The 8241-nt window shown below is 53.1% G+C and carries 8 protein-coding genes; 3 read left to right on the top strand and 5 right to left on the bottom strand.

What is annotated here, in order from left to right:
• Positions 1–848 (bottom strand): cytochrome c oxidase subunit II (gene coxB / locus BM022_RS14855; RefSeq protein ID WP_091140545.1); only part of this gene is annotated, 848 nt, incomplete at its 3' end.
• Between the two features lie 1071 nt (positions 849–1919).
• On the opposite strand from coxB, the gene BM022_RS14850 reads away from it, so the two are divergent.
• Both BM022_RS14850 and BM022_RS14845 read left to right on the top strand, forming a co-directional pair.
• A complete protein-coding gene (locus BM022_RS14850; protein WP_091140543.1) occupies positions 1920–2519 on the top strand; it encodes a cytochrome P460 family protein in 600 nt (199 codons plus the stop codon).
• Positions 2520–2676: 157 nt separating this feature from the next.
• Entirely contained in the window at positions 2677–3249 is a 573-nt protein-coding gene (locus BM022_RS14845; protein WP_091140541.1) for a redoxin domain-containing protein, read from the top strand.
• A gap of 118 nt (positions 3250–3367) precedes the next feature.
• Here BM022_RS14845 and BM022_RS14840 read toward each other — a convergent pair whose 3' ends face one another.
• From BM022_RS14840 to lolA, 4 genes are read right to left on the bottom strand one after another with little or no spacing between them, the layout of a single operon-like run.
• Positions 3368–4072 carry a DUF6781 family protein gene (locus BM022_RS14840; protein ID WP_091140539.1) on the bottom strand — a complete coding sequence of 235 codons (705 nt, stop codon included), beginning with the start codon at positions 4070–4072 and terminating at the stop codon, positions 3368–3370.
• A 51-nt stretch (positions 4073–4123) separates the two neighbouring features.
• A complete protein-coding gene (gene serS, locus BM022_RS14835) occupies positions 4124–5482 on the bottom strand; it encodes a serine--tRNA ligase (protein WP_091140538.1) in 1359 nt (452 codons plus the stop codon).
• Positions 5483–5530: 48 nt separating this feature from the next.
• Positions 5531–6844, bottom strand: a complete 1314-nt coding sequence (locus BM022_RS14830) for a replication-associated recombination protein A (protein ID WP_091140536.1) — start codon at positions 6842–6844, stop codon at positions 5531–5533.
• Positions 6837–7448, bottom strand: a complete 612-nt coding sequence (gene lolA, locus BM022_RS14825; RefSeq protein WP_256209217.1) for an outer membrane lipoprotein periplasmic chaperone LolA — start codon at positions 7446–7448, stop codon at positions 6837–6839. The genes BM022_RS14830 and lolA overlap by 8 nt, the downstream gene beginning before the upstream one ends.
• Positions 7449–7997: 549 nt before the next feature.
• On the opposite strand from lolA, the gene BM022_RS14820 reads away from it, so the two are divergent.
• On the top strand, positions 7998–8241 hold a 244-nt coding region (locus tag BM022_RS14820), incomplete at its 3' end, for a methane monooxygenase/ammonia monooxygenase subunit C (RefSeq protein ID WP_218146903.1).

Genomic DNA, 8241 nt, shown 5'->3' with positions numbered 1-8241 from the left:
TTCAACTCATCCATCGTGAATTCCTTGTTGACATCCACGGTCGCCGCCGCCAATTTGGTCTTCTGCTCACCCACCCACTGGGCATACTGCTCGGGTGTCACCGCTTCCACCACGATCGGCATGAAACCGTGCTCCTTGCCGCATAGCTCGGCGCATTGACCCCGATACGTGCCAGGCTTCTCCGCCGTGAACCAGGCATCGCGGATGAAGCCGGGAATGGCATCCTGCTTGACGCCAAACGCAGGCACCCACCAGGCGTGGATCACGTCGTTGGCGGTCAGAAGTATGCGCACCTTCTTGCCCACCGGCACGACCACGGGATTGTCTACTTCCAGCAGGTAGTTCTCCGCCTTGGGCGCGGCATTCTCGATCTGCGCCTTGGGTGTGGAAAGATTGCTCAGGAAACTGATCCCCTCCCCTTCGCCCGTCAGGTAGTCATAACCCCATTTCCACTGATATCCCGTGGCCTTGATGGTGATGTCCGGACTGGAGGTGTCCTTCATCGCAATCACCGTCTTGGTCGCAGGGTAGGCCATGCCAACCAGAATGAAGATGGGAATGATGGTCCAGATAATCTCAACCGTGGTGCTGTGATGAAAGTTCGCAGCCGGATAATCCAAAGACTTGCGGTGTTTCAACACGGAGTAAAACATCGTTCCGAACACGCCTATGAATATCACCAGACAGATCCATAACAGCATCGTGTGCTGGTCATAGATCTGCTGCGCAATGATCGATTGCGGTTCGGGTAAGTTCAACTGGTGAGGATCCGCCGCCGCCAGGACCAGCTCGCCATACAACCCCAGCGCCGATGCCCCCACTATTCTTGCTGCTGCTTTACTGCTCATATTTCCCCCCAACTTGATTGCTGATATACAGTACGAGCCAATAAATCCAATCGTATTCCACCCCACTGACCGGCTCTGACGGACCGACCACTTCGAGATCATCTTCGCGTCCGCGGCACCGCTTGTTTCCCGAAACCGGACTCTTCGCACAGATGCGAAAATAACCATGTTGCGAATGACGTTAATTGTGTTATTCTATGTGCCTTATGTGAAGCACAAACGCTAAGAATAACGGCATTTCCATAAGTTCAAAGTTTCAACCAAAAAAAAAATATGTGCAACCATCACCGACGGCCGAATAATCGGATTTTCCATCCCGTAAAACGAAATACGGGGGAGAAGACTTCGACCGCGTCATACGCTCACACCTTCAATCCGATTTATGCTATGCGGATGTGTGTTTTAACAAGCCTTGCAAGTCGCATAAAGTTGCAAGCGGTCTGATATCCTTATCCAGAGCCCCCGTCAGGCACTTTTTTCTTCCCGTTTCCAGCTCGATCTGATTCGATTTTTTCCGAACTTCGGCGTTATTCGTTTCAATTATTTGCGTCAGGCGAGCCTATCAAAACAGGCCGGAATTCTATCACAGCAAAATTGGCCGTACAAGGAAGAACACGATCTTATTAATCAAAATTAATAATGCCCCTATTCTAAAAAGCGGTATTTTTCCCTCTTTAAAACATGGTGATTTTACCCTAGTCGAATTAGGGGATAAGATCGTCCGAAAACGAAAAATTCAAGCGTTTGTCATGCTTCGGCGCGTCTCTGATTTCAGAGTGTTCACTTTGCGGCAAGCAGTTCAAAAAAACCGGGAGTCAGGGTTAAATAGTGATGACCGCCAGGAAAAACTGCTGAGATGAGACGAAGCGGGCAGTTTGACGCAAGGCTATATGCAAAGGCAGTTATTGGTCGCACTCGTAACCTCCCGGCTTTATCCCATTAACCCCCTGTCGCCCGCGTAAGCCGCCTTGACGAAACGGCTGAGTTCTGTCTATCATGGCGTCGCTTAAATAAAAATCAGTAGCATTTCCTGTATTATTAAGGAGTTGTAATGCTCATGAAGGAGCTGTAATGCTCATGCAGCAAGTTTTGAAAAAAACGGTTTTAGCCCTGCTGCTGTCCGCCGTCGCAATGATGCAAGTACAAACAGCCGCGGCGGCCGATCCCAGCGATGATCAGCAGAGCAAGGAGTATGCGAAATTCAACAAGGCAGCCGAGCTGGTGCGTCCGACCGATTACAGGGAGTGGATTTTTGTCGGCGCGCCGGTCACGCCCAAAGATATGAATGACGGCAAACCCGCATTCCCGGAATTTCACAACGTCTACATTGATCCGGCAAGCTGGGCGCATTATAAAAAAACCGGGGAGTTTCGCAGCGGTACGATCATAGTTAAGGAATTAATAAGCGTTGGCGCAACGAAATCTGCGAGTGGGAATGGATACTTCCAGGGCGAATTCCTCGGCATCGCGGCAGCAGTCAAGGACAAGAAACGGTTCGCGGACAGACCCGAGAACTGGGCGTACTTCGGCTTTGACGACAAGCCCAGCGCCATGGCGCAGCCGGACGATGCCTGCTCAGCCTGCCATAAGGCGAACGCGGCTGAGGATATGGTCTTCACCCAACATTATCCCGTGCTGCGCGCGGCAAAAGCCGCCGTCAAGCCCAGATAATAGGGGCGAGAGACGACGATACCCTCACGAGAAGCCTGGGCACGTAATTCTCAAACCATGCGAATTCTCTGTCTTAGCCACCGGCACCTGATTTGACGCTGAGTCGCTCAAGTCCTCGTGCTTTTTTTCATCCATTTTTTCTTTTCCGGATACAACGATGAAAGAAACCAAAGATGCCCTAAAAGCAGGCATGGCACCGGAGTTGCAGATATCAGCCTGGCTCAATACCCCCGAGCCGCTTACCCTTGCTTCGCTGCGCGGCAAGGTGGTTGTACTGCATACCTTTCAGATTTTCTGTCCGGGTTGCATACAGATGGGCATCCCCCAAGCGCAGCGAATATCTCAGGAATTTGATCCAAGCCGGGTGGCAGTGGTCGGATTGCATACTGTTTTCGAACATCATGAAGTGATGGGCCGCGACGCGCTCGAGGTGTTTGTGTATGAATACAGACTGCGGTTTCCTATCGGGATCGATAAGTACGATGGTCCGGCGCAAGGCGTGCCCCTTACCATGCGCGCTTATCAAATGCAGGGAACGCCCAGCCTTGTCCTGATTGATAAGACGGGGCGAATCCGATTCCATAAGTTTGGCCACGTAAGCGATCTTGCCGTGGGGTTCTCCATCGGGGCGTTGCTTTCGGAAGAAATGGAGGAAACGCCGGAGGTAGCACCAACTACCGGGACGAGCGCGGGAAATGCCGCCTGCGATGAGGACGGTTGCAGCATCTGACCGGCGGAACGCCCTCCATCCTCCCCAATCTGCGGTTATTGGAGGTCAACTTCTAATAGAGGCCTGTGGCAGCATGCCGGGGATGCAGCAAACGCTGCCTGATCCCCGGGAACCTGCATTAATTTCCTTTCGGCTTGTGGTTCGGCTTAACACGGTCAGCAATACTGTTGAGGGCATCGGCAGCAGCTTCCCGCATGATACTGGTGATCGCATGAGTCAATTCTATACCAGCCTCAAGCTGGTCGTGCCCTAATGAAGCCACCTGTTGATTGAAAGCCTCAAGGGTGTCCTTAAGCTGAGAACCAACAGCTGTTCCATTCCTTCTCGCATGCGTTGCCAAGTCGTGCAGCGTTTCGCTTACCACTTTGTGAGCAGTGGAAGCAGAGCTCTGCAATGTTTCCAGGAACAGATTCTCAACACCTTCCAGGTCCTTGCGCACACGAACAAGCTCGTCATTCGAAAATTTTTGCGCCCGCCCCGCCGCCTCTTCCAAAGCCAGCTTCGATGCCTCGGCGAATTGTGCCAGCGCGCCGTCGAGGCCCGCAACCGCGTCTCGAATCGGCTTTAATACCGTTTGTACCTGTACCGGCGTTTGCTGCAGCTTGTGCTCCGCACCTTCACGCACACCCTTAAGAACAGCCCCGATAACATCACGAAGGGATTCGTGATCTCGATGTTGCCTGCTTAGAGCCTTTACTGTCAGATCATGCACGTCCTTCTGAACATTGCTTCCCTGGACAACAATATTTCTTACTTCCGCCTCAAGCACGGAAGTGTCCGTCACTGTGCCGCCGCCGCCATCACTGCTAGTTGCGCTTTGCATGATAGAAAACACTCCTTTGTGATAAGAAACAATCAGGGGCGGCGGACGACGTCAGCCTGCCGTGAGCCTTTCAAGCCCACTCATATATGGTTGCAGAACATCTGGAACCGATACACTACCGTCCTCATTCTGGAAATTTTCCAAGATCGCCACAAGTGTTCGTCCCACCGCCAAGCCGGAACCGTTCAGTGTATGGACCAGTTCCGGCTTGCCTCGCTGGTTGCGAAAACGCGCTTGCATGCGCCGTGCCTGAAATGCTTCGCAATTGCTGCAAGACGATATTTCGCGATAGGTGTTCTGTTGCGGGAGCCATACCTCGATATCATACGTTTTCGCGGCTGAAAAACCCATGTCAGCGGTACAGAGCAACATTATGCGATAAGGCAGCCCCAGTTTCTGCAGAATCTTTTCGGCATGCCCCGTCAACTCCTCCAGCGCTTCGTAGGATTTTTCCGGATGCACGATCTGTACCAGCTCCACTTTGTCGAACTGATGCTGGCGGATCATGCCGCGGGTATCGCGGCCATAGCTTCCCGCTTCGGAACGGAAACATGGCGTATGCGCAGTGAGTTTTATCGGTAACGACTCGAGCGCAACGATCTCATCGCGCACGATGTTGGTAAGCGGGACCTCGGACGTAGGAATCAGATATAGCGATTCATCCGAGGGGGAAAATGATCCCCTCTGGTAATCCTCGCTCGCCAGCGCGCGCTCCTCAACGCCTTCCTTCATCTTAAAACCAAGCTTCGGCACCTGGAACAGATCTTGTTCGAACTTGGGTAACTGCCCGGTCCCTCGCAGACTTTCCGCATTGACCAGATAGGGCACATATGCCTCCATATAGCCATGCTCTCCCGTATGCATGTCGAGCATGAATTGCGCGAGAGCGCGGTGAAGCCGGGCAAGGGGGCCTTTCATGAGGCTGAAGCGGGCACCACTCAGTTTCGCGGCAGTGGAAAAATCGAGAAGGCCAAGATTTTCGCCAACGCTGACATGATCTTTAACCACAAAATCGAACACGCGCGGTGTGCCCCAACGCCGTACTTCCCGGTTATCGGCTTCGCTATGGCCTACCGGGACGGTGGTATGGGTCAAGTTGGGCACTTGCAGCAGCATGACCTGCAACGCGGCTTGCGTCTCCTGCAGTCGCGTTTCAGCCAGACGCAGCTCTTCGCCCAGATTAGCCACGTCGGCAAGAAGATGGGTAATATCTTCCCCTTTGCTTTTCGCATTGCCGATCTGCTTCGACACGGCATTGCGCCGAGCTTGCAGTTCCTGGGTATGAGTTTGAAGACTTTTACGATCTGACTCCAGGGCTTCGAATTCCGGAATTGGAAAGCTATAGCCCCGCGCGGCGAGAAGTCCGGCAACGTCTTCCAGATTGCTGCGTAATAACTGTATATCTAACATCCAAACTCCATTACTCGGTTGCAATGCCAAGGGCGGCAATCGCGCGCTTTATGGCTTTTTCTTCGCCTGATCATCCAGAGCGCGCAAGTGCGCAAGCCTTTCCGCTATTTTACCTTCGAATCCGCGCATCGCGGGTTCGTAGAATTTAACCGCTGGCATGTTTTCAGGAAAATAATCTTCCCCGGCTGCGTACGCCTCGGGATCGTCGTGAGCGTACCGGTAGTCGCGGCCAAAGCCCAACTCTTTCATCAGTCGGGTGGGGGCATTGCGTAGATGCTCAGGTACAGGGCGCGACGTGTCGCTGCGGATAAAAGCGCGGGTTCTGTTGTATGCCACGTAGGCTGCGTTACTTTTAGGCGCACAGGAAAGATACAAGGTTGCCTGGGCCAACGCTAGTTCGCCTTCCGGGCTGCCCAAACGCTCATAGGTTTCCGAAGCGTCCAACGCCACACGTAAGGCGCGGGGATCAGCAAGACCGATGTCCTCTACGGAAGCGCGAATCAGACGCCGGGCAATGTATCGCGGATCGGCCCCACCATCCAGCATGCGGCACATCCAATAAAGCGCGGCGTCGGGATTGGATCCTCGCAGCGATTTGTGAAGCGCCGAAATCTGATCATAAAACTCGTCCCCGCCTTTATCAAAACGACGAGCAGCCCGAGAAAGCGTGTTGCGGATAAAATCGACGCCAATCGAGTTGGTTCCGGCTACAGCCGCAGCCGTCTTGATCTGCTCCAGAAAATTGAGCAGCCGGCGCGCATCACCGTCCGCGTACCCGATCAGCAGGGACTGGGCATCCTTCGAAAACTCCAGCTCCTCAAGCGCCAGCTTTTGCGCACGCTTAAACAGGACCATAAGTTCACTCTCGGATAAGGCGGAGAGCACATATACCTGGGCTCGCGACAATAATGCGTTGTTAACCTCAAATGAAGGGTTTTCCGTCGTGGCCCCGATGAAGGTAACCAGCCCCTGTTCGACATAAGGCAGAAAAGCATCCTGCTGAGATTTATTGAAGCGGTGGACCTCATCCACGAACAGGATGGTATGCCGCCCTGATTGCTGCAGCACGGCACGAGCGCGTTCGATCGCATCCCGGATATCCTTAACCCCTGATAACACCGCCGACAGCGCGATAAACTCTGCATCGAATGCGTTTGCCATGAGCTGGGCTAGCGTGGTCTTGCCAGTTCCAGGTGGTCCCCACAGGATCATTGAATGAGGCTTGCGGGATTCAAAAGCGAGGCGAAGCGGCTTACCGGGACCAAGCAGGTGCTGCTGTCCCACCACGTCGCGCAATTCGCGCGGGCGCAGCCGTTCCGCAAGCGGCGCAGCCGGCTGCGGCGCTTCAAATAAATCACTCACTGATCACGTCGGCGCCCGGGGGCGGATTAAATTTAAACAATTCCGGTGCAAGCCTGGAATTTTGTTCGAGCCCTGCAAACACCAGGACCGTCGTCTGCCCAAAATGATCGTGCAGCTCCATTGCCTTGAGTGTCCCTTTTCGGCTAAAACCCAGGCGAACCCATTCGAAAGTGCTTTCCTTGGCTTTTGGTCTTGCTTCAAGCCATTCCGTATCTCCCTGTAAGCCAATTTCCTCAAGATCGAAGTCGGTTTCGATATTGCCGCTTCCCGCAAGCAAAGCTGCGGGACTGCTGCCAATAGCCGCGTCAAGCTTGCGTACGGTGACCTGGTTGAGATCATGGTCATAAAACCAGATTCGGGCGCCGTCGCCGACAATGAGCTGCTCGTACGGTTTCTCGTACACCCATCGAAACTTGCCCGGCCGCTCAAACTGCATCACTCCGCTACCTCTCTGGACGACGCGCGTATTCTTATCGAGAACTGTCTGCGAAAATTCTGCACGGACCGTGTGAGCGTTCTGGATAAAGCTCTTGAGACTGCTGATCGCCCCAGCCTCGGCGACCGACGCCGTTAAACAGAAAAGCAAAACGCCCGTTTGTTTCATGAAATTCATGTTGTTTCCAAAAAGAAGAACGTGGTGACAAGGTTAAGCCACTGCCCAAACTATTTACACATTGACCAGCGACAAAACCCCGTCGCTGAACTATATATATAGTTACGTACCGTTACTGCGGACGAGCGCAATTTTAACGGGTTCCGCTCTTGCCTGCTGGCATTAAAAAACCTACAGCGTACAAGCAGATCACCGCTGCAGCGCCTTGAGGCGTGCCGCAGCGGCTTAAGAGAAGTGCTATAGGGGCAATACAGGGGGGGTCCAAAACCGGCCTTGCCTTTAGCCTCGAGTGCCGGAAGCGTAATGCTGTGAATCGCTCTTTGTTACGGACTCAGACATAGAGTTGATCTTTTTTTGAAAGTGACGGTCTTATATTAGCCCTGATGGAAAAGGGGCCTTTGCAATTTTGGTGAACTTGCTATAATGAAGAGCGGTCAAAGAATCGCTGGCGGTCTATTCCCCGTATATCACGGTGATTACCGTCAACCGAACGTTGAAAGCTATTTTTCTATTCTCATCTAAGTAACAGGAGGAAATGATATGGCAACAACTTACGAAACGTCGAGCCCAGCCAAGTCGAGTGGACGCGACTATGACATGTCGCTGTGGTACGACTCGAGGTGGTACAAATTTGGGCTGATCACCATGCTGGCGGTGGCGATATTCTGGGTCTGGTATCAGCGGACCTATGCCTATTCGCACGGGATGGACTCGATGGAACCCGAGTTTGAGAAAGTCTGGATGGGATTATGGCGCGTGCACATGATCGTCATGCCCTTATTTG

The organism is Nitrosospira sp. Nsp14, from assembly GCF_900113575.1.
Taxonomy (GTDB): domain Bacteria; phylum Pseudomonadota; class Gammaproteobacteria; order Burkholderiales; family Nitrosomonadaceae; genus Nitrosospira.
This window is presented reverse-complemented; position numbering and strand designations above follow the sequence as displayed.

Excerpts from the sequence above, each read along its gene's own strand:
- BM022_RS14850 (WP_091140543.1), top strand. The coding sequence starts at position 1,920 with ATGCTCATGCAGCAAGTTTTGAAAAAAACGGTTTTAGCCCTGCTGCTG.
- BM022_RS14845 (WP_091140541.1), top strand. The coding sequence starts at position 2,677 with ATGAAAGAAACCAAAGATGCCCTAAAAGCAGGCATGGCACCGGAGTTG.
- BM022_RS14840 (WP_091140539.1), bottom strand. The coding sequence starts at position 4,072 with ATGCAAAGCGCAACTAGCAGTGATGGCGGCGGCGGCACAGTGACGGAC.
- serS (WP_091140538.1), bottom strand. The coding sequence starts at position 5,482 with ATGTTAGATATACAGTTATTACGCAGCAATCTGGAAGACGTTGCCGGA.
- lolA (WP_256209217.1), bottom strand. The coding sequence starts at position 7,448 with ATGAAACAAACGGGCGTTTTGCTTTTCTGTTTAACGGCGTCGGTCGCC.